This is a genomic window from Variovorax sp. LjRoot175 (assembly GCF_964253805.1).
Taxonomy (GTDB): Bacteria; Pseudomonadota; Gammaproteobacteria; order Burkholderiales; family Burkholderiaceae_C; genus Variovorax.
Genome location: NZ_CAXURY020000001.1, coordinates 213,421 through 232,756 on the forward strand (window position 1 = coordinate 213,421; position 19,336 = coordinate 232,756).

19 protein-coding genes are annotated in these 19,336 nt (G+C 68.8%); 13 read left to right on the forward strand and 6 right to left on the reverse strand.

What is annotated here, in order from left to right:
• The 3 genes from ACSQ89_RS01150 to ACSQ89_RS01160 are packed head-to-tail and all read right to left on the reverse strand — an operon-like array spanning position 1 to position 2,534.
• A complete protein-coding gene (locus ACSQ89_RS01150; RefSeq protein WP_093104440.1) occupies positions 1-885 on the reverse strand; it encodes a 3-keto-5-aminohexanoate cleavage protein in 885 nt (294 codons plus the stop codon).
• The gene (locus tag ACSQ89_RS01155; RefSeq protein ID WP_093104439.1) at positions 882-1,646 is read right to left on the reverse strand and encodes an SDR family NAD(P)-dependent oxidoreductase; all 765 of its coding nucleotides are present in this window, start codon (positions 1,644-1,646) and stop codon (positions 882-884) included. Before ACSQ89_RS01155 ends, ACSQ89_RS01150 begins: the two co-directional genes overlap by 4 nt.
• Before the next feature lie 21 nt (positions 1,647-1,667).
• Positions 1,668-2,534, reverse strand: a complete 867-nt coding sequence (locus ACSQ89_RS01160) for a dioxygenase (protein WP_436292304.1) — start codon at positions 2,532-2,534, stop codon at positions 1,668-1,670.
• Between the two features lie 136 nt (positions 2,535-2,670).
• On the opposite strand from ACSQ89_RS01160, the gene ACSQ89_RS01165 reads away from it, so the two are divergent.
• The 8 genes from ACSQ89_RS01165 to ACSQ89_RS01200 all read left to right on the forward strand — a co-directional run bounded on the left by ACSQ89_RS01165 (position 2,671) and on the right by ACSQ89_RS01200 (position 13,141).
• Positions 2,671-3,699: a LacI family DNA-binding transcriptional regulator gene (locus ACSQ89_RS01165; protein WP_093104437.1), complete on the forward strand. Its 1,029-nt coding sequence runs from the start codon at positions 2,671-2,673 to the stop codon at positions 3,697-3,699.
• 43 nt (positions 3,700-3,742) lie between these two features.
• Positions 3,743-4,648, forward strand: a complete 906-nt coding sequence (locus tag ACSQ89_RS01170; RefSeq protein ID WP_093104436.1) for a LysR family transcriptional regulator — start codon at positions 3,743-3,745, stop codon at positions 4,646-4,648.
• A gap of 96 nt (positions 4,649-4,744) precedes the next feature.
• A complete protein-coding gene (locus ACSQ89_RS01175) occupies positions 4,745-5,572 on the forward strand; it encodes a putative hydro-lyase (protein ID WP_436292305.1) in 828 nt (275 codons plus the stop codon).
• A gap of 23 nt (positions 5,573-5,595) precedes the next feature.
• Positions 5,596-6,561, forward strand: coding sequence for a TRAP transporter substrate-binding protein (locus ACSQ89_RS01180; RefSeq protein WP_093104433.1), 966 nt, complete (start codon positions 5,596-5,598; stop codon positions 6,559-6,561).
• Between the two features lie 111 nt (positions 6,562-6,672).
• Entirely contained in the window at positions 6,673-7,206 is a 534-nt protein-coding gene (locus tag ACSQ89_RS01185; protein WP_436292407.1) for a TRAP transporter small permease, read from the forward strand.
• Between the two features lie 15 nt (positions 7,207-7,221).
• Positions 7,222-8,532: a TRAP transporter large permease gene (locus tag ACSQ89_RS01190; RefSeq protein ID WP_436292306.1), complete on the forward strand. Its 1,311-nt coding sequence runs from the start codon at positions 7,222-7,224 to the stop codon at positions 8,530-8,532.
• Positions 8,529-9,500, forward strand: coding sequence for a TRAP transporter substrate-binding protein (locus ACSQ89_RS01195; protein ID WP_436292307.1), 972 nt, complete (start codon positions 8,529-8,531; stop codon positions 9,498-9,500). Before ACSQ89_RS01190 ends, ACSQ89_RS01195 begins: the two co-directional genes overlap by 4 nt.
• The gene (locus tag ACSQ89_RS01200; protein ID WP_436292308.1) at positions 9,497-13,141 is read left to right on the forward strand and encodes a hydantoinase B/oxoprolinase family protein; all 3,645 of its coding nucleotides are present in this window, start codon (positions 9,497-9,499) and stop codon (positions 13,139-13,141) included. Before ACSQ89_RS01195 ends, ACSQ89_RS01200 begins: the two co-directional genes overlap by 4 nt.
• On the opposite strand, the gene ACSQ89_RS01205 is transcribed toward ACSQ89_RS01200, so the two are convergent.
• On the reverse strand, positions 13,138-13,347 hold the full coding sequence (locus tag ACSQ89_RS01205; RefSeq protein WP_436292309.1) for a DUF1127 domain-containing protein: 210 nt from the start codon (positions 13,345-13,347) through the stop codon (positions 13,138-13,140). The genes ACSQ89_RS01200 and ACSQ89_RS01205 overlap by 4 nt on opposite strands.
• Positions 13,348-13,435: 88 nt before the next feature.
• Here ACSQ89_RS01205 and ACSQ89_RS01210 point away from each other — a divergent pair, with 88 nt between their 5' ends.
• Entirely contained in the window at positions 13,436-14,326 is an 891-nt protein-coding gene (locus tag ACSQ89_RS01210) for a LysR family transcriptional regulator (protein WP_093104427.1), read from the forward strand.
• Here the strand turns inward: ACSQ89_RS01210 and ACSQ89_RS01215 are convergent.
• Positions 14,323-14,991: a Crp/Fnr family transcriptional regulator gene (locus tag ACSQ89_RS01215; RefSeq protein WP_093104425.1), complete on the reverse strand. Its 669-nt coding sequence runs from the start codon at positions 14,989-14,991 to the stop codon at positions 14,323-14,325. The genes ACSQ89_RS01210 and ACSQ89_RS01215 overlap by 4 nt on opposite strands.
• A gap of 73 nt (positions 14,992-15,064) precedes the next feature.
• Here ACSQ89_RS01215 and ACSQ89_RS01220 point away from each other — a divergent pair, with 73 nt between their 5' ends.
• The 4 genes from ACSQ89_RS01220 to ACSQ89_RS01235 are packed head-to-tail and all read left to right on the forward strand — an operon-like array spanning position 15,065 to position 18,872.
• Positions 15,065-15,571, forward strand: a complete 507-nt coding sequence (locus ACSQ89_RS01220) for an ester cyclase (RefSeq protein ID WP_436292310.1) — start codon at positions 15,065-15,067, stop codon at positions 15,569-15,571.
• Between the two features lie 7 nt (positions 15,572-15,578).
• Positions 15,579-16,379: an SDR family NAD(P)-dependent oxidoreductase gene (locus ACSQ89_RS01225; protein ID WP_436292311.1), complete on the forward strand. Its 801-nt coding sequence runs from the start codon at positions 15,579-15,581 to the stop codon at positions 16,377-16,379.
• A 34-nt stretch (positions 16,380-16,413) separates the two neighbouring features.
• Positions 16,414-17,487 carry a hypothetical protein gene (locus ACSQ89_RS01230; RefSeq protein WP_436292312.1) on the forward strand — a complete coding sequence of 358 codons (1,074 nt, stop codon included), beginning with the start codon at positions 16,414-16,416 and terminating at the stop codon, positions 17,485-17,487.
• 38 nt (positions 17,488-17,525) lie between these two features.
• Positions 17,526-18,872: an MFS transporter gene (locus ACSQ89_RS01235; RefSeq protein WP_436292313.1), complete on the forward strand. Its 1,347-nt coding sequence runs from the start codon at positions 17,526-17,528 to the stop codon at positions 18,870-18,872.
• Here ACSQ89_RS01235 and ACSQ89_RS01240 read toward each other — a convergent pair.
• Complete coding sequence (locus ACSQ89_RS01240) at positions 18,857-19,330, reverse strand: hypothetical protein (RefSeq protein WP_093104418.1); 474 nt, start codon at positions 19,328-19,330, stop codon at positions 18,857-18,859. The two genes, ACSQ89_RS01235 and ACSQ89_RS01240, sit on opposite strands and share 16 nt — an antisense overlap.
• Between the last annotated feature and the right edge of the window lie 6 nt (positions 19,331-19,336).

Genomic DNA, 19,336 nt, shown 5'->3' on the forward strand with positions numbered 1-19,336 from the left:
TCAGCGTCCTCCCGCCAAGCCGAGCATCGTGCGCGCCTCGCGCGCACTCGCCACGTCGCCGCCGAGGCTCCGGATGATGTCGCGCGCCTTGGTCACCAGCTCCGCGTTGCTCTTCGCGAGCACGCCCTTCTCGAGATAGATGTTGTCTTCCATGCCGACGCGCACATGGCCGCCCAGCAGCCAGGCCTGCGCCACGATCGGGAACTCCATGCGGCCGATGCCGAAGGCGCTCCAGAAGGCGCCGGGCGGCAGCATGCTGCGCGCGTACATCACGGCCTCGGGCGTCGGCATGAAGCCGTACTTCACGCCCAGCACCAGGGTCCACATCGCAGGCCCTTCGAGCGTGCCGTCGGCGATCAGGTCCAGCGCCATGTGGATGTCGCCGGAGTCGAAGATCTCGAGCTCGGGCTTGACGCCCGCTTCGCGGATCACGCGCGCCATGCGGCGCACGTTCTTCGGCGTGTTGATGACCACGTCCGGGCCCGAGTTCATGGTGTTGAGGTCGAGCGAGCAGACGTCGGGCTTGATCAGCGCGATGTGCTCGACGCGCTTTTCCGGCGGCAAGAGGCTGGTGCCGGGCGCGTAGATCTTGGGGTCGTCCTCGCTCGGAACGAAGCGGCCACCCGGCCCGGTCGTGAGGTTTATGACGACTTCGCGGTTCTGCCGGCGGATGCGGTTCACCACATCGCGGTAGAGCTCGACCTGCATCGAGGGCTTGCCGCTTTCGGGATCGCGCACGTGGATATGCACCTGGCCGGCGCCGGCCTCGGCCGCGGCCAGGCATTCGTCGGCGATCTGTGCCGGCGTGATCGGCAGGTGCGGCGTCTGTTCGGGCTTCACCAGGTTGCCGGTGACCGCGCAGGTGATCAGAGTTTTGCTGTTCACAGGTGTCTCCCCCCATCGACCACGATGCGCGTCCCGGTCACGAAGCGCAGCGTGGTGGCCAGCGCTTCCACGGTCGCGGCCACGTCCTCGGGCTTGCCGATGCGGCCGAGCGGCGTGGTGCTGGCCATCTTGGCCTTGAACTCTTCGCCGCGGCCCGGCACGAAGGCCGATTCGACCGCGCCCGGCGACACCGAGACCACGCGCACCGCGGGCGCCAGCGCCTTGGCCAGCGCGTCGCCGACCACGTCGAGGCCGGCCTTGGCCGCGACGTAGGCCAGGTTGCTGCCGACGCCGGTGAAGCCGGCGATCGACGAGATGTTGACGATCAAGCCGTCGCCGCTCGCCTTGAGCAGCGGCGCGAAGGCGCGGATGGTGGCGAAGACGCCGCGGAAGTTGGCGGCAAGCAACTCGTCGATGAGTTCATCGCTCAGCGCGTCGAGGTCGCCGGCTGCGATGGGCTGCGTGTGGCCGGCGCTGTTGACCAGGATGTCGCAGCGGCCGTAGCCCTCTTGCACGTCGGCCGCGGCCTTCTGCAGGCTGGGCGTGTCGACGATGTCGGCGCGCAGCGCGGCATGGCGCTGGCCTTGTGCAGTTGGGAGTGCGGTCGCGCGTTCGGCCGCGTCGTCGCCCTTGCGATGCAGCAGCACGCAGCTGGCGCCAAGCGCCGCGAGGCGCTGGGCCGTTGCCCAGCCGATGGCGCCGAGGCCGCCGGTGATGACGGCCACCTTGCCGTCGAGTCGAGGTGTGGGATCGAAGCTCATGCGAGTGAAGTCCGTGGAAGTTCAGGGAATGGGAGGACGGGGAAACTTCATCTCCCCGGGTTCGAGCACGAAGTCGTACTGGAGCGTGGCCTGCTCGCCGCCGCGCTGGGGCTCGAAGCAGCCGATCAGCCTGCGCGTGACGCCGAACACCGGGTCGCTCTCGAGGTTCTCGTCGTCGTCGGCGAAGACCTGGCTGATCAGCACCTTGTGGCCGGGCTTGCTGACCATGAAGTGCAGGTGCGCCGGGCGGTTGGGATGGCGCTGCTGCGCGCGCAGCAAGACGCCGCAGGGCCCGTCGGTCGGCACCGGGTAGCCGGCCGGGCGCACCGTGCGGAAGTGGTAGCGGCCCTCGGCATCGGTCTCGAAGCGGCCGCGCAGGTTCATGTCGTCCTGCTCCGGGTCCTGGTTCTCATACAGGCCGACCGGAGAGGCCTGCCAGGCATCGACGATGGCGCCGGCGAGCGGCCGGCCTTGCGTGTCACGCACCACGCCGCGCACCTCGAGCGGAACGCCCGGTGTGCTCGAGCGCGCGATCGACTCGCCGGCCTGGCACAACGGCGCATTGGCGCGCCAGAAGGGGCCCAGCAGCGCGGCCGGCGATTCGCCCTGCGGGTCCTGGTTGTTGAGCAGCGCCACCAGCGTCGAGACGCCCAGCAAGTCGGCGGCCAGCACCACCTCGTTCTTCTTCTCGCCGGTGGCCTGGCCGATGCCGACGATGAATTCGAGCGCCTGCTCGAACTCCTCTTCGCTCAGGTGCACTTCCTGGACGAAGGCGTGCAGGTGGCGGGTGAGCGCGGCCATCACGGTGCGCAGGCGTTCGTCGGGCGTGCGGGCCATCGCGGCGGTCGCGATCTGGAGCACGGAATCGGGGGTGGTCACGATGTTCATGGGGCTGCCTTTTCTTTGCAAACGTTTGCATATTATGGCGATGATTAATTTCCACGCAAGAAAGGGGTTTGCGAGAGCCCCCAATGAAATCAAGGCGATACTCTGTGTTCTCGCCAAGATCAATCGTTTGCAGTAAATGAGCCCATCACCGTCTTCCCCGGTCACCATCCGCGACGTCGCGCAGGCCGCCGGCGTGCATGTCTCGACCGTGTCGCGCGCGCTCAATCCGGACAAGCGCGCGCTGATCAGCGAGGAGGTGCTGCGCGTGGTGGAAGAGGCAGCGCAGCGCCTGGGCTACCGGCCCAACCGCGCGGCCTCGGCGCTGCGCACCGGCCGCACCCACACCATCGGCGTGCTGGTGCCGGACATCACCAACCCGGTGTTCCCGCCCATCCTGCAGGGCATCGAGGCCAGCGCCGCGGCACGCGGCTACTTCGTGTTCGTGACCAACGTGATGGACCATGCACTCGCGCGGCCGGTGGTCGAGCGCATGCTGGCGCAGCAGGTCGACGGGCTGGTGATGGCCATCGCCACGCGCGACGATCCGCTGGTCGACTACCTCAAGAAGGCCGGCATGCACACCGTGCTCGTGAACCGCGCCGACGAAAGCGGGCGCCTGCCGGCGGTGGTCAGCGACGACCGGCTGGCGATGAAGCTGGCGGTCGACCACCTGGTGTCCCTGGGGCACCGCCGCATCGCACACCTGGCCGGGCCGCAGAACGTGCCGACCGGCGTCGCGCGCCGGCAGGGCGTGGAGCAGGCGCTGCGCGATCGCGGGCTCGAGCTGGCTTGCGTGGCGGAATGCGAAAGCTACAGCCGCGAGGCCGGCCGCAAGGCCATGGCGCAACTGCTCGCGCAGAACGATCGGCCCGAAGCCGTGGTCTGCTGCAACGATCTGGTGGCGCTGGGCGCCTACGACCTGCTGCGCGCGCAAGGCCTGCGTGTGCCGCAGGACATCTCGATCACCGGCCACAACGACATGCCGCTGGTCGACATGGTCGATCCGCCGCTCACCACCATCCGCCTGCCGCATCGCGAGCTCGGCTGGCGCGCAGCCGAGATGCTGTTCGACGAGATCGAGGGCAAGGCGCTGTCGGCCTCCACCGTCGTGCTGCGGCCCGAGTTGGTGGTGCGCGCGTCGACGCGCCAACTGGTGCCGCGCTGAGGCCTGGGCCGAGCGGGCACGGGGCACGGGGGAGAATGGCCCCATGAATCTGCGCTTCGTCGAAGCTTTCCACTGGGCCGTGGCGCTCAAGAGCGTGACGCGCGCGGCCGAGAAGCTGCACCTCACGCAGTCCGCGCTGTCCAGCCGCATCGCCGCACTGGAGCGCGAGCTCGGCGTGCTGCTGCTCGACCGGCGCGACAAGCAGTTCCGCCTCACGGTGGCCGGCCAGCGCTTCCACCGCCTGGCGCAGCGGCTGCTGGAAATGCAGCAGCAGATCAAGTCCGAGATGGGATCGGGCACGGTGCGCGCGCAGGTGCTGCGCATCGGTGCGATCGAGTCAGTGGTCCACACCTGGCTGACCGACTGGCTCAAGCACATGCAGGCCACGCATCCGGACTTCGAGCTGGAGCTCACGGTGGAAACCACGCCGGTGCTGGTCGACCAGCTGCAGCGCGGCAAGCAGGACCTGGTGTTCGCCGCACTGCCGGCCAGCGGCGAGGGCGTGAGCACGCATGCACTGCCCACCATGGAAATGAGCTTCGTCGGGCACCAGGTGCTGCATCCGCGGCGGCTCTACAAGCTGCAGGACCTGTTCGGCTTCGACCTGCTGACCTTCCAGCGCGGCTCGCAGCCGCATGTGGCGCTGCTGGATCTGTTCAGGCGTGCCGGCCTGGAGACGCCGCGCGTGCATGCGATCTCGTCGATCTCTGCGATGGCGCAGCTGGTCGAGGCCGGCTTCGGCATCGCCACCTTGCCCCGGGCTGCGGCCGAACATCTGGCGCTGCGCTTGCCGCTGCGCGTGCTGAAGTGCGACACCGCGCCGGCGCCGCTGCCGATCCACGCGAGCTACCGCGAAGACCCGACCTCGCACCTGACCGAGGCGGCGCTGGCCTCGGCCTTGCAGTTCGCGTCGCCCAAAACTGGGTCACACAAAAAATCGATGAGCTGAGCAAGAAATTTTGCGTTGGAGTTGGCGCGCGTTAATTTCCACAATGCGTCCCGTCACAGAGCTTTCACACACGAAAGCCTTTTACGAGGATGCACGATGCCCGCAGAACCTACCGCCAACACGAATGCCAGTCCGACCCTTGATGCCGCTTCCGATGCGCTGAGCGTCCGCCGCGCGGCGCGCAGCGGCGCGCTGGCCACGCATACCAGCGGCCTGGCGCGCGAGTACGTGCAGGGCAACGTGGTGATCCTGCCCGAGGCGCTGGCCGGCGATTTCCTGCGCTACTGCCAGCGCAACCCCAAGCCCTGCCCGCTGCTGGCGGTGTCCGAGCCCGGCGATCCGATGCTGCCCGGCCTGGGCGCGGAACTCGACATCCGCACGGACGTGCCGGCCTACCGCGTCTGGCGCGAGGGCGAACTGGTCGAGCAGCCCACCGACATCCGCACGCTGTGGCGCGACGACCTCGTGAGCTTCGTGATCGGCTGCTCCTTTTCCTTCGAGCATGCGCTCTTGGCCGACGGCATCCGGCTGCGCCACGTCGACCAGGGCCGCAACGTCGCGATGTACCGCACCCATATCCAGACCGCGCGCGCCGGCGCTTTCCACGGGCCGATGGTGGTGTCGATGCGGCCGCTCAAGGCCGCCGATGCGATCCGCGCGGTACAGATCACCTCTCGCATGCCCGAGGTCCATGGCGCCCCGGTGCATCTGGGCGACCCGGCCGCCATCGGCATCGCCGACCTGGCCCACCCCGACTACGGCGACGCGATTGAAATCCGCGCCGGCGAGATCCCCGTGTTCTGGGCCTGCGGCGTGACCCCGCAAGCGGCCATCGCCCAGGCCAAGCCGGCGTTCTGCATCACCCACGCACCGGGCGCCATGCTGGTGACCGACCTTCTCAACCGGCAGCTGGGCCGCTGCTGATCCCCATCCCAAGGAGACTCCCCATGAAGATTCGCTTCTCTGCCGCCCTCGTGGCTGCGCTGGCCGCCACCGCCGCCACGGCCCAGACCAAATGGGACCTGCCGTCCGGCTACGGCGCCAACACCTACCAGGTGCAGAACCTGCAGCAGTTCGCCGACGACGTGGACAAGGCCACCGCCGGCAAGCTCAAGATCGCGGTGCACCCCAACGCCTCGCTGTTCAAGGCCAACGAAATCAAGCGCGCCGTGCAGTCGGCGCAAACCCCGATCGGCGAATTCATCCTCTCCAGCGCCGCCAACGAAGCGCCGGTGTTCGGGCTCGATTCGGTCCCCTTCCTGGCCACCAGCTATGCCGAAGCCAGGCGCCTGCACGAGGTGTCGCAGCCCTACCTGACCAAGACGCTCGCGGCGCAAGGCCTGAAGCTGCTGTACGCCGTGCCGTGGCCGCCGCAGGGCCTGTACTCCATCAAGCCGGTGGCCTCGACCAAGGACTTGAAGGGCACCAAGATGCGCGCCTACAACCCGGCCACTTCGGCCATCGCGCAGTCGGTCGGCGCGCAGCCGGTCACGATCCAGCTGGCCGAGCTCAGCGCGGCGCTGGCCACCGGCGGCGTCGACAACTTCCTGACTTCGAGTGCCAGCGGCGTGGACAGCAAGCTCTACGAGCAGGCCAAGTACTTCTACGACGTCAACGCCTGGCTGCCGCGCAACGCGGTGGTGGTGAACCAGAAGGCCTTCGACACGCTCGACAAGGCCACGCAGGACGCCGTGCTCAAGCAGGCCGCCGCCGCCGAGCAGCGCGGCTGGCGCATCAGCGAGGAAAAGGACGGCGAGTACATCAAGCAGCTGGCCGCCAAGGGCATGAAGATCGACGCCACCAGCGAAGTCCTCAAGCAGGAACTCAAGCTCGTCGGCACGCGCATGACCGAGGACTGGCTGCGCGTCGCCGGCGCCGATGGCAAGGCCATCGTGGACGCCTACAAGAAGTAAATCCCCCCACCGGAGACATCCATGCAAACACCGGCACCGAGTGCCACGGTGGAGGGAGCGGCGCGCCTGCCTTCCGACATCGGCACCTTCCCTGCGGCCAGCGCCACCGCGCTGCGCCGCCTGCTCGACGGCCTCTTCTTCGGTGCCGGCATCCTCGGCGCCGGCTGCGTGGCGCTGATCTGCCTGCTGATGGTGGTGCAGAGCCTGGGGCGCCAGTTCGACGTCGCCACCGGCGCCATCACCGACGTGGTGGCCTGGCTGTGCGCAGCAGCCGCCTTCCTGACCATGGCGCATGCCTTCAAGCACGGCGACTTCGTGCGCGTGACGCTGCTGCTGGAAAAGCTCGGACCCGGTGCACGCCGCGTGCTGGAGCTGCTCTCGCTGGGCATCGCGACGCTCGCCACCGCCTACCTGGCCTGGTGGGCCTGCAGGTTCACCTACGAGAGCTGGGCCTTCAACGAAGTGGCGCAAGGCCTGCTGCCGCTGCCGATCTGGATTCCGCAGCTGAGCTTTGCGCTGGGCGCGCTGCTGCTGGTGCTCGCAGTCGTCGACGAATTCGTCATCGTGCTGCGCGGCGGCGTCCCGACCTTTGTGCGACTGGTCGAGGAACGCCATGCGCAGGGCGACTTCTCTTCCGACCTTTGACCTGAGGCCCGAATCATGGACATCCTGATGGTCGGCGGCGTTCTGCTGCTGTTGATGCTGACGCTGCTCTCGGGCGGCGTGTGGATTGCGATGACGTTGGCCATCTGCGGCTGGGTCGGGCAGGCCTTCTTCACCTCGACCCAGCCGGGCCTGAACCTGTTCTCGGCCTTCTGGGAAAGCAACGCGAGCTGGGAGCTCGCCGCGCTGCCGCTCTTCATCTGGATGGGCGAGATCCTGTTTCGCACCAAGCTCAGCGAGGAGATGTTCGAGGGCCTGGCGCCCTGGCTCGGCCGCGTGCCGGGCCGGCTGATGCACACCACCATTCTGGGCTGCGGCATCTTCGGCTCGGTCTCGGGCTCCTCGGCCGCGACCTGCGCGACCATCGCCAAGGTGGCGCTGCCCGAGCTCAAGAAGCGCGGCTACGACGAGAAGATGGCGCTGGGCTCGCTGGCCACGGCCGGCACGCTGGGCATCCTGATCCCGCCCTCGATCACCATGGTGGTCTACGCGGTGGCGGCCGACGCCTCGATCATCCGCGTCTTCCTCGCGGGCTTCCTGCCCGGCTTCGTGCTGATGGCGCTGTTCTCGGGCTACATCATGTGGTGGGCGCTGCGCAACCCGAAGCGCATGCCGCCGGCCGAGCCCGCCATCGGCTTCATCGAGAAGCTGCGCCGCTCGCGCAACCTGATTCCCTGCGGCGCGCTGATCGTCTTCATCTGCTGGGCGCTGGTGGCCGGCTGGGCGACGGCCACCGAATGCGCGGCCTATGGCGTGGTCGGCGCGCTGGCGCTGGCCCTGTGGAGCCGGTCGCTCACCTGGCGCAACTTCGGCGAAGGCCTGATGGGCGCGGCCCGCACCAGCTGCATGATCATGTTCATCCTGGCCGGCGCCGCCTTCCTGACCAAGACCATGGCCTTCACCGGCATCCCGCGCGAGCTGGCGCTGTGGGTCGAAGCCATGCACCTGTCGCCCACGGCGCTGATCGCGGCGCTGGTGGTGGTGTACCTGGTGCTGGGCACCGCGCTCGACGGCATCAGCATGATCGTGCTCACGGCCGCCGTGGTGCTGCCCATGGTGCAGAAGGCCGGCTTCGACCTCGTCTGGTTCGGCATCTTCGTGGTGCTTCTGGTCGAGATCGCCGAGGTCACGCCGCCGGTGGGCTTCAACCTGTTCGTGCTGCAGAACATGACCGGCAAGGACAGCAACGTGATCGCCAAGGCCGCGATTCCCTTCTTCTTCTGCCTGGTGGTGTGCATCGCGCTCATCACGCTGTTCCCGGGCATTGTCACCTGGCTGCCCGACTACGTGATGGGCGTGGCGAAGTGATCGATCGCAGAACCCTTTGCGGCATGGCCTGCGCGAGCCTGCTGCCGGCGGCCCGCGCGCAGACCGTCTGGAAACTGGCCACCGGCTATCGGGCCGAGTCCTTCCATGGCGAGAACCTGCAGCAGTTTGCCGCCGACGCGGCGGCTGGCCCGGGCGGGCTGAGGATCGAACTGCACCCGAACAACAGCCTGTTCAAACTGAATGAAATCGCGCCGGCCGTGCGCGCGGGCAAGCTGGAAGCCGGCGAGACCATCATGGCGAGCCTGGTCAAGGACATGCCTGTCGCCGGCGCCGATGCGGTGCCCTTCATCGTGCGCAGCTATGCCGATGCCCGCCGCATGTGGCGCCACCAGCGGCCGGTGATCGAGGCCAGGTTCGCGGCAGCGGGGCTCAAGGTCCTCTACGCGGTGCCCTGGCCGCCGCAGGGGCTCTATACGCAGAAGCCAATCGCCCGCGCGGCCGACCTGCGCGGCGGCAGGATGCGCACCTACAACCGCACCACCGAGCGCATCGCCGAGCTGATGGGCGCCAGTGCCGTCGACGTCCCCATGGTCGAGGTCGGCAAGGCGCTCGCCGACGGCCGCATCGACAGCATGATCACCTCGGCCGTGACTGGCGTGGAGAACCGGGTCTGGGACCACGTCAGGCACTACTACGAGATCAATGCCTGGTTCCCCAAGAACATCGTGTTCGCCGGCGAGACTGCCTTCAAGGCGCTGCCGGCACCCGCGCAGCGCAGCCTGATGAACGCCGCCGAGGCCGCCGAAGCACGCGGCTGGGCTGCCAGCGAAAGGGCCGCCGCCACCTCGGTCGATGAACTTCGCCGGCGCGGCATGAAGGTCGAGCCCACCCCGCCGGATCTGCTCACCGACGTCAAGCGCCTGGGCGAGCGCTTCTCGCTCGAATGGGTGCGCGAGGTCGGCGCCGACGCCAACTACATCTTCGTTCCCTACTTCACCCAGCAATGAACAAGCAAGCACACTCCCTCTGGCAGTTCTGGATCGACCGCGGCGGCACCTTCACCGACCTGGTGGGCCGCGCGCCCGACGGCACGCTGCACACCCTCAAGATGCTCTCGGAAAACCCCGAGCACTACCGCGATGCGGCCGTCGAAGGCATCCGCCGCCTGCTCGGCCTGAAAGCCGGCGAGCTGATCACCCCCGAGCGCGTCGAGTGCGTGAAGATGGGCACCACGGTCGCCACCAACGCGCTGCTGGAGCGCAAGGGCGACCGCACGGTGCTGGTCACCACGCGCGGCTTTCGCGATGCGCTGCGCATCGCCACCCAGGCGCGCCCGCGCCTGTTCGACCGCCACATCGTGCTGCCCGAGCTGCTGTACGAGCGCGTGATCGAGGCGAAGGAGCGCATCGGCGCCCAGGGCGACGTGGTCCAGGCGCTCGACGAAGCGGCCCTGCGCGCCTCGCTGCAGGCCGCCTTCGACGCCGGCATCCGCGCCTGCGCCATCGTCTTCATGCATGGCTGGCGCTACACCGCGCACGAGCTCGCGGCCGAGCGGATCGCACGCGCCATCGGCTTCACCCAGGTCTCGGCATCGCACAAGACCAGCCCGTTGATGAAGCTGGTGCCGCGCGGCGACACCACGGTGGTCGATGCCTACCTCTCGCCCATCCTGCGCCGCTATGTCGACCAGGTGGCGGCGCAGATGCCGGGCGTGCGCCTGTTCTTCATGCAGAGCTCGGGCGGCCTCACGCAGGCGCAGCGCTTCCAGGGCAAGGACGCCATTCTTTCCGGCCCGGCCGGCGGCATCGTCGGCATGGTGCGCACGGCTGTGCAGGCCGGACACGAGAAGGTGATCGGCTTCGACATGGGCGGCACCTCGACCGATGTGTCTCACTACGCGGGCGAGTTCGAACGCGCCTTCGAAACCCGGGTGGCCGGCGTGCGCATGCGCGCGCCGATGATGAGCATCCACACCGTGGCGGCCGGCGGCGGCTCGGTGATCCGCTTCGACGGCGCGCGCCTGCGTGTCGGCCCCGAATCGGCCGGCGCCAACCCCGGCCCCGCGAGCTACCGGCGCGGCGGGCCGCTCGCCACCACCGATGCCAACGTGCTGCTCGGCAAGATCCAGCCGGCCTGGTTCCCCAAGGTGTTCGGCCCCGCGGCCGACGAGGCGCTGGATCGCGAGGCGGCGAGGCAGCGCTTCGAAGCCATGGCACAAGAGATGAGCGACGCCACCGGCCGCAGCGTGAGCGCCGAGGACGTGGCCAGCGGCGCCTTGCAGATCGCGGTGGCGAGCATGGCCAACGCGATCAAGCGCATCTCGGTGGCGCGCGGCTACGACGTCACGCATTACACGCTGCAGTGCTTCGGCGGAGCCGGCGGCCAGCATGCCTGCCTGGTGGCCGACGTGCTGGGCATGCGCACCGTGTACGCGCATCCGTTCGCCGGCGTGCTGTCGGCCTACGGCATGGGCCTGGCCGACCAGATCGCGATGCGCGAGGCGGCGGTGGAGCGCCAGCTCGACGCCGCGGGTCTCGCAGCGGCGGCCGAGGCCGCCGGGCGCCTGCGTGCCGCGGCCGAAGACGAGCTGGCAGCGCAGGGCGTCGGCCGCGCCGGCATCGAAAGCTTCCATCGCGTGCAGGTGCGCTACGAGGGCACCGACACCGCGCTGCCTTGCACGCTGCCGTTGAGCATGACACCCGACGAAGCGGTCGCCGCGATCAGCGACGAGTTCGCGCAGGCCTACCGCCAGCGCTTCGCCTTCCTGATGCCGGATCGGGCGCTGGTGATCGAAGCCGTCTCGGTCGAGGCCGTGGGCGCCGGCGAACGCAGCGTATCGGCGCCGCAGGCCGATCCGGCCGAGGGCCATCGGCCCGAGCCGGCCAGCCACGTCTCGATGTACTGCCAGGCCGACGAGCAGCCGGCCGGCTGGCGCCAGGCGGCCCTCCATGTGGGCGAGTCGCTGGCCCCCGGCGCACGCATCGACGGCCCCGCGATCCTGGCCAGCAAGAACGCCACCACCGTGGTCGAACCGGGCTGGCAGGCGCGCGTCACCGCGCTTGGCGTCGAGCTGAAGCGCATCAAGCCGCGCGTATCGGCCCACGCCGTAGGCACCGAGGCCGACCCGGTGATGCTGGAGGTGTTCAACAACCTGTTCATGAACATCGCCGAGCAGATGGGTCTCCGGCTGTCGAACACGGCCTACTCGGTCAACATCAAGGAGCGGCTCGACTTCTCGTGCGCGCTGTTCGACGCCACCGGCAACCTGATCGCCAATGCGCCGCACATGCCGGTGCACCTGGGCTCAATGAGCGAATCGATCAAGACCGTGATCGACGGCAACCCCGGCATGCGTGCGGGCGACGTGTATGTGCTCAACGATCCCTACCACGGCGGCACGCATTTGCCCGACATCACGATCGTCACGCCGGTGTATCTGGAGCAGCAAGACGCCAGGCCGTCCTTCTTTGTCGCCTCGCGCGGGCACCATGCCGACATCGGCGGCATCACGCCCGGCTCGATGCCGCCGTTCTCGACCACCATCGCCGACGAAGGCGTGCTGATCGACAACTTCAAGCTGGTCGACCAGGGCCTGCTGCGCGAGGAAGAACTGCGCGCGCTGCTGGCCGGCGGCGCCCATCCCTCGCGCAACATCGAGCAGAACCTGGCCGACCTGCGGGCCCAGATCGCCGCCAACGAAAAAGGCGTGCAGGAACTCGGGGCGATGGTCGCGCAGTACGGCCGCGCCACGGTGGCCGCCTACATGCAGCATGTGCAGGACAACGCCGAGGAGTCGGTGCGCCGAGTGATCACCGCGCTGTCCGACGGCGAGTTCACGCTGCCGCTGGACAACGGCGCGCAGATCCGGGTGCGCGTGCGCGTGAACACCACCGCGCGCAGCGCGACGGTCGACTTCAGCGGCACCAGCGCGCAGCTCTCCAACAACTTCAACGCGCCCAGGTCGATCACCATGGCTGCCGTGCTCTACGTGTTTCGCACGCTGGTGGATGACGACATTCCGCTCAACGCCGGCTGCCTGAAGCCGATCCACGTGGTGGTGCCCGAAGGCTGCATGCTCAACCCGACGCCGCCGGCCGCCGTGGTGGCCGGCAACGTGGAGACCTCGAGCTGCGTGACCAACGCGCTGTACGGCGCGCTGGGCGTGATGGCGGCCAGCCAGTGCACGATGAACAACTTCACCTTCGGCAACGCGCAGCACCAGTACTACGAAACCATCTCGGGCGGTTCGGGCGCCGGCTCGGGCTTCGACGGCACCAGCGTCGTGCAGACCCACATGACCAACTCGCGCCTGACCGATCCCGAGGTGCTGGAATTCCGCTACCCGGTGCGGCTCGACAGTTACGAGATCCGCGCGCGCTCGGGCGGCGCCGGCCGCTGGCGCGGCGGCGACGGCGGCGTGCGCAGGATCCGCTTCCTGGAGCCGATGACCGCATCGATACTCAGCAACGGCCGCGACCACGGCGCCTTCGGCATGGCCGGCGGCCAGCCGGGTGCCGTCGGCATCAACCGGATCGAGCGCGCCGACGGGCGCATCGAAGCGCTGGGCCACAGCGCGCAGGTCGAGATGGCGGTGAACGACGTGTTCGTGATCGAAACGCCGGCAGGCGGCGGCTATGGCACGGCCTAGACGGGTTCGCGGCGCGCGCCGGTGTGGCCGTTCAGCAGCGCCGGCACTTCGCTGCGTCCGATGCCGAGGTCGAGCAGCTCGTGCTCGCTCATGGCTGCGAGCTGCAGCGCCTGGTGGCGCTCGCGGCGCTTGGCCAGCGCACGCGCGAACCAGTCGATAAAGGCTTGCAGCGATTCCTTTGCGGGCAGATTCATCCTGAGTTCCATCGCGTCTCTCCTTGAGATGCAGCGATGGTGCGACGCCGCGTGCTATTGTGGAAGTTGAGATTTCTGAAGCCACCAATCAGGATTCCTGATGCGACAGCTGAACCTGGACCAACTCCGCACCCTGGTATCGATCGCCGACCTGGGCACCTTCTCCGCCGCCGCGCAGGCGCTGCACCTCGCGCAGCCGACGGTGAGCCTGCACATCAGCGAGCTCGAATCGCGGCTCGGCGCGCCGCTGGTGGTGCGCGGCAGCCGGCGCGTGACGCCCACCGCGGCCGGCGCGGCGCTGGTGGAGCGGGCGCGACGCCTGTTGCGCGATGCCGACGAGGCGGTCGATGCGGTGCGGCGCCAGGCCGAAGGGCGCGTGGGCCGCGTGCGCCTGGGCACCTCGACCGGCGTGGTGGTCGACCTGCTGCCGCAGGTGCTCGAAGCGCTGGAGGAGCATCACGCGGGCATCGACGTCGAGGTCAGCATCCTCGGTTCGAACGAGGCGATGTCGCGGCTGGCGGCCGGCACGCTCGACATCGGCCTGGTCGCGATGCCGCAGCCGCCGCTGCGCGACCTGGTGGTCACGCACTGGCGCAGCCAGGCCATGATGGCTTTCGTGCCGCAGCGCTGGAAGGCGCCGAAACGGGCCACGCCGCAGTGGCTGGCCGCGCAGCCCTTGATCTTCAACGACGCCACCACCCACATGTACCGGCTCACGATGGAATGGTTCGCCGCCGCCGGCCACTCGCCGCGCGCCCGCATCGAGCTCAACTACGACGCGGCGATCCGAAGCCTGGTGGCCGCCGGCTACGGCGCCGCGCTGCTGCCGCTGCAGCAGACCACGGATGCGCCGCTCAACGAGCGCATGCAGGTCCTGCCGCTTTCCCCGCGCCTGGTGCGCCGGCTCGGCATCGCGCACCGGCCGCGCGCCACGCTCGACGGCGCCACCGAGAGCGTGCTTGAAATCCTCGCGCGCTTCGGGCAGGCCTAGGCCGTGGCGGCGTGGTGCTCCAGCCGGGCGCGGTCCAGCAGCTCGATGCTGCGGTAGCCCACGCGCAGCGTCCCGTCCTCTTCCCACAGCTTCAGTTGCCGGTTCACGCTCTGGCGCGAAACACCGAGCATGAAGGCGAGGTCTTCCTGCGACACGGCGAGCAGGGTACTGCCGGCGCGCGCATCCAGCGTCAACAGCCGATGCGCGAGCCGGACCGGCAGCGGCATCAGGATTGCGTCGTCGATCCAGGCCAGGGCCTGTCGCAGGCGCAGGCACACCAGCCGCGTGAACGCCATGTGCACGTCCGGACGCGTCGCGATCAGGTGGTGGAAGTCGCTCGCGGCCACCACCGCCATCTCGGTGGCGTCGACAGCGCAGGTGTCGTACACGCGCTCGCGTCCGACCAGGAGCGATACTTCGCCGAACCAGTGGCCGGGCTCGAGCATCGAGATCACTGCCTCGCGCCCGCCGGAGGCGACCACGCTCACGCGCAGCGAACCGCTCACCACGCCGAACAAGGCATCGGGCGAGGAGCCCTTGTGGAAAAGCGAATCGCCGCGTGCCAGCGTCCGGCGATGGGCCACGGCGAGCAGGGTTTGCTGAATGTCTTCGGGCAGACGCATGTCGTCTGCGCCTTGGCCGGGCGGGGGCGTCGAGTCTGGCATTGCGGGTTTCTCCGGAGAAGCAACTGCCAACAAAGGACAGTCTGCGCGCAGACGCCTGCCGATAGTACCCACGATGAAAAACCCCGCACCACTCCAAGCGCTGCGCGAGCGACTCGTGCTCGACCATTTCGCCGACGAAACCCGGCAGGACTTCGATGCCGTGCTCGGCACCTTCCCGCATCCGCACTACGAGCTCATCGCCAGCGGCGAGGTGCACGACGGCATCGACAAGGTGCGTGCGTACTACGCCGAGACGCGCAAGGCCTTTCCGGATCAGCGCCACGAGATCATCCGGCTGCGCCACGCCGACGATTCGGTGGTCGTCGAGTTCTGGCTGCTGGGCACCCATCGCGGGCCGCTCAAGGGCCTGCCGCCGACGGGCAATGCCTTCCGCTGCCGGATGGTCGCGTTCTTCATCTTCGAGGGCGAGCGGCTGGTGTGCGAGCGCGTCTACTACGACACGCTCAGCATGCTCCGGCAGCTGCTGGTCGGCATGCCGAGTGCGGCGCTGCCGGGTTTGATAGGAGCGCTGCTCGGCCAGCCCCGGGCCGAGGCGGCGACTGGGGCGGCGCTGGCCTGATCGCGCCATGAACGCAATCGATCTCAAGGAGCGCCATGCCGTCGTCACCGGCGGCGCGCGCGGCATCGGGCTGGCCATTGCACGTCGTTACCTGGAGGCCGGCGCGAGCGTCGCGCTGTGGGACCTCGAAGCCGGCGCACTCGCCGAGGCCCGTGAGCTGCTGGCGCCGCTCGGGCGGGTGCACACTGCGGTGGTCGACGTGCGGCAGGAGGCGCAGATCGAACAGGCCGCGCAAGAGGCGCACGAGGCCTTCGGCGACGTGCACATCCTGGTCAACAACGCGGGCGTGCTCGGCCCGGTGGCGCCGAGCTGGGACTACACGCCGGCGCAATGGCGCGAGGTGCTGGACATCAATCTCACGGGCGCGTACCTCTGTTGCCGTGCGCTGGTGCCCCCCATGCGGGCCGCGCGCAGCCGCGAGCCAAAGCGGGAGCCGGGCGCACCGGCGAGGCAGCGCGTGATCAACATCGCCTCGGTGGCCGGCAAGGAGGGCAATGCCTTCAATGCCGCCTACTCGGCATCCAAGGCCGGGCTGATCGCCTTCACCAAATCGCTGGCCAAGGAGCTCGCCGGCGACGGCGTGCTGGTCAACTGCATCACGCCGGCCTCGGCCGACACCGCGATCTTTGCCGGCGTTCCGCCCGAGCACCGCGAAGAGATGCGCCGCGTACTGCTGGCGCGTGTACCGATGGCACGCTTCGTCGAAGTCGACGAGGTCGCCGCCATGGCCTGCTGGCTCGCTTCGGCCGACTGCTCCTTCAGCACCGGCGCCGTGTTCGACATTTCGGGCGGGCGCTCGGTCTACTGAGCGGCACCCGGATCAAGAAAAGAGGAGACAAGCCATGATCCGCGATCCCCATCGGATCGGCCTGCTGCCGATCACCGACTTCGACGGCGCCCGCAGCGCGCCGATGCCGCAGGACCGGCTGCGTGCGCTGCGCCATCGCGGCGCACAGTTCCGCGAGCGCTTTCTCGACGAAGCGCCGGTGCGTTGCGCGCGCAGCGTCGACCTGCTGCGCATCCCGTATCCGGCCTGGTACGCCTTCAGCGGCGTGTATGCGCAGCAGCTGCTGAAGCCGCACATGGTCCACCTGCTGTCGCGCACCGTGTTGATCCAGTTCGAGGACTTCGAAGGCCAGCTTCGCACGCTGCTCTTCACGCCGGCCGACTTCGAGGCTGGCGGCGAGACACCCTATTTCAAGCGGCTGAGCGAGCAGACGCCGAAATTCCTGCACAGCACCATCGCACCGATCTATTCGACCGTGCCGCAGGCCCTGGCGAACATGGGCGTGGCGCCGGCGCAGATCGACTACATCAGCTATGACCACCTGCACACGCAGGACCTGAGGCGTTGGCTCGGCACCGGCACGACGCCGGGCCTCATGCCCAACGCGAAGCTGCTGGTGCATCGGCAGGAGCTTGCGAGCGTGCAGGGCTTGCTGCCCGTGCAGGCCGACTGGTACTGCCCGCACGGGCTGGACGGCATTCCGGCCGAACGCATCCTCGGCTTCGAGGGCAGCGTGCAACTGGGCCGCGGCGTGGCGCTGGTGCATACGCCCGGCCATACCGAAGGCAACCATTCGCTGGTGTACCGCACGCCCGACGGCATCCGCGTGAGCAGCGAGAACGGCGTGTCGGCCGACAGCTGGGCGCCCGAGCATTCGCGCCACAACGGCATTCGCCGCTACGCTCTTGCCACGGGCGCGGAAGCGATCCTCAACGGCAACACGCAGGAAGGCAGCAACGACCAGTACCTCTCGATGGTGCTCGAGAAGACCATCGCCGGCGCCTCGGCCACGCACGAGTTCAGCAACGTCGTGCCGTCGAGCGAGTGCACGCCGCACTGGCTGTTCCCGGGGGCGCCCGCGAGCCACCTGTGGGGCGAGACCGCCTTCGGCACGCCGGTGGCGGCCTGAGACGCGCGCACGAAACACGACAACGAAGGAGAAACCCGATGAACACCGCAACCCTCGCCGGCTCCCCCACCGGCGCCCCGCACGAAATGGCGGCGCGCGCCGACGACGCGCTCTTTCGCAAGATCACCTGGCGGCTGATCCCGCTGTTGTTCGCGTGCTATGTCCTCAACTACCTGGATCGCACCAACGTCGGCTACGCGCAGTTGCAGATGAAGGACCAGCTGGGCTTCAGCGATGCGATCTTCGGGCTCGGCGCCGGCATCTTCTTCGTCGGCTACGCGCTGTTCGAGATCCCGAGCAACCTGATGCTGGCGCGCATCGGCGTGCGCGCGACGCTGCTGCGCATCATGGCGCTGTGGGGGCTGACTTCGGCCGCGATGATGTTCGTCAGCACGCCCACGCAGTTCTACGTGCTGCGCTTCCTGATCGGCGTGTTCGAGGCCGGCTTCGCGCCCGGCGTGCTGTTCTACCTGACGCTCTGGTACCCCTCGCGCCGCCGCGCACAGGTCACGGCGCTGTTCTTCATGGCCTATGGCGCCGCGCCCATCGTCGCGGGGCCGATCGCCGGGCTCACGATGACCTATCTCGACGGCGCTCTCTCGCTCAGGGGCTGGCAATGGCTGTTCCTGCTGGAGGGCCTGCCGAGCGTGCTGCTGGGCATCGCGGCCTTCCTCTGGCTTTCCAACAGCCCCGCCGATGCGCCCTGGCTCAGCGGCGCCGAAAAGCTGCGCGTGCTGCGCACGCTGGAGGAAGACCAGGCCGCGCAAGGCCCGGCCGGGCGCCAGACCATCGGCAGCGCGCTGCGCGACGCGCGCGTGTGGCTGCTGGGCTTCATGTCCTTCCTGATCATCCTGGGCAGCTACGCGCTGGCGTTCTGGCAGCCGACGATGATGAAGGCCATGGGCCTCAGCGTGCTGCAGATCGGCTTCTATTCCATCGTGCCTGCGGTGGTCGGCATCGCGGCAAGCATCCTGGTCGGCCGCCATTCCGACCGCACGCGGGAGCGACGCTGGCACTTTGCGGTGGCGGCAGTCGTCGGCGCGCTCGGCTTGTCGCTCACCACGCTGTTCATGCACAACCCGCCGGCCGCGGTGGCCTGCCTGGCGCTGGCCGCGGCGGGCATCGGCAGCGCCTTCATCATCCTGTGGGCGGTGCCCGGATCCTTCCTGTCGAAGAACGCTGCCGCCACCGGCATCGCGCTGATCAGCACCGTGGGCGGGAGCGCGGGCATGGTGGCGCCGATGATGGTCGGTGTGATCAAGACCGCGACCGGCGGCTTCGGCTTGAGCCTCTACATCCTGAGCGGCGCGCTCGTGCTGTCGGCGCTGTTGATGCTGCTGGCGCTGCCGAGGAGCGCGCTGCCGCAGGCTCAGCGCGGTTTCTGAAAGTCGCCTTCGATCCACGCCGCCGCGCTGTCGGCATTGAGCTTGAAGCCCGGGGCCACGCGCACCTCACCCAGCTGCGCGCCGAGTTCGTCGTGCGCGCGGAGCACGGCATGCGGGTTGTCCTCGTCCGGCACGATCTGCAGCGAGACGCGGATGCGCTCCGACCCCGCGCCGACGCTCACGCTCTTGTTGAGCTGCGCATGCAGCTGCTGCTCGTGCCGGCGCAGCACCTCGGCAGCCGTCTTGACCAGCGTGTGGAAGGCCGGCGCATCGAGCGGCTTGGGATTCTTCTTGTCGCGGCCCATGGTCCAGGGCCCGACCAGCGCTGGTTCGGGGTCGCCGTGGCGCGTCATCGAAACGGCCCAGCCGTCGTCGTCCTCGTTCTTGATCACGCGGGCGGTCCAGCGCTCGTCGCTCCAGAGGGTGGCTTCTTGAATGAGGGTGGTCTGTTCTGTCATGGGGGT